The following is a 1,199-nucleotide window of genomic DNA, read 5'->3' as shown; positions in this document are numbered from 1 at the left end:
GGGGGCAATACCGGAGATTGATCTCAGTGTCTACAGGTGATTGGGTACACACGAAGTACAGACAGAACATTCACATTCTGATGGAGCGCTACCCTGTAGCGTTCAATCGGGATAATCCGTTGCCCCTGGAATTAGGGGTTTTTGAAAAACTCATTGCCCTACCAAACCTCGGCATGGGCGATGATGAATTAGAATGTACCTTGCTTTGTTGGTGTGCTCGTCGTGAGTATTGTCGGTCTGCTGTATTAACAGGTTGGCGTCACGACGTAGACGGCCAACGTGTAGAGCGAATCAGTGAGTTGGATATGGTTAGCTATAACCGCCGCTATGATAGCTTTATTAGGCGAGGTATGCTCTAGAAAGGAGGTACCAATGCCTGTATCAGTTGATACACTTTATACGGCTGTAACTGTGTACAAAGAAGCTCGTGGAGAGCCTCGACAGTGCCAGGTGCTAGTCGCCGAAGTTGTCCGTAATCGTATGGACAATAAAGGAATGACGGCAGGAGAAGTCGTTAAAGAGCGTGGACAGTTCTCATGGGTTCCGTTGCTAAGAGGGAAATCCATAAGTTCTGAATACGATAGACTAAAGATCAGAACAAGGAATGGCGATAAAGAAATGCTTAATCAAGCAGTCGATATTGCTCAGGATGTGTTAGATCCCGAATATGATACAGGGAATAATTTATTTTATTTTCATTCCCGTAGAGGTCATAAATACGATGTAAAGTGTGGTAATCTGTACTTTTCTTATCGTCACAAATAAAGTTACATATATTTGGAACTAAAACCATATATAGTGTTGCTATTAAGCTATGTAGCCAGCTTGGCTTGATTGCCTTGCTGTGCTATTTAGCTTAGTCTCAATTACTGTAGAGGTGTGATGATGGCGAAGATTAAAATCAAACCACATAAGAACAAAAGTTTCCCACCTAGCGCAGCTCTTTCAGCAGCTTCTCCCAAAGACGTTAACGTCATGAAGAAGAATGTTAATTCTCTGCTGGCTAAACGTGATGCCGCGATGAAAGACCGTGGCAGCAAAGGTGCGTTGGGGAGTAAGTAATGATTAAATTTGATCACTCAAACCTTGATGGTACGGATTTAAAAGTCTGTCGCCATTGTGGTAATAAGATGAAGGTTTGGCTCAATCAATGCCACCTTTGTCTAACGTCTCAAGATGGTACGGATGCTATTTATTCA

At 43.0% G+C, this 1,199-nt stretch carries 3 protein-coding genes; all 3 read left to right on the top strand.

The features are described from left to right. Window positions 1–359, top strand: a 359-nt coding sequence (locus tag N1032_RS23420; protein WP_259542760.1) for a ProQ/FINO family protein, incomplete at its 5' end; no start/stop codon positions are given. Between the two features lie 13 nt (window positions 360–372). Then, window positions 373–765 (top strand): cell wall hydrolase, encoded by a 393-nt coding sequence (locus N1032_RS23415; RefSeq protein ID WP_259542758.1) that lies wholly within the window; start codon window positions 373–375, stop codon window positions 763–765. 114 nt (window positions 766–879) lie between these two features. Next, the gene (locus N1032_RS23410) at window positions 880–1,062 is read left to right on the top strand and encodes a hypothetical protein (RefSeq protein WP_259542757.1); all 183 of its coding nucleotides are present in this window, start codon (window positions 880–882) and stop codon (window positions 1,060–1,062) included. Window positions 1,063–1,199 lie beyond the last annotated feature (137 nt).

This window comes from Herbiconiux daphne, assembly GCF_024979295.1.
Taxonomy (GTDB): Bacteria; Actinomycetota; Actinomycetes; order Actinomycetales; family Microbacteriaceae; genus Herbiconiux; species Herbiconiux daphnes.
This window is presented reverse-complemented; position numbering and strand designations above follow the sequence as displayed.

Excerpts from the sequence above, each read along its gene's own strand:
- N1032_RS23415 (WP_259542758.1), top strand. The coding sequence starts at position 373 with ATGCCTGTATCAGTTGATACACTTTATACGGCTGTAACTGTGTACAAA.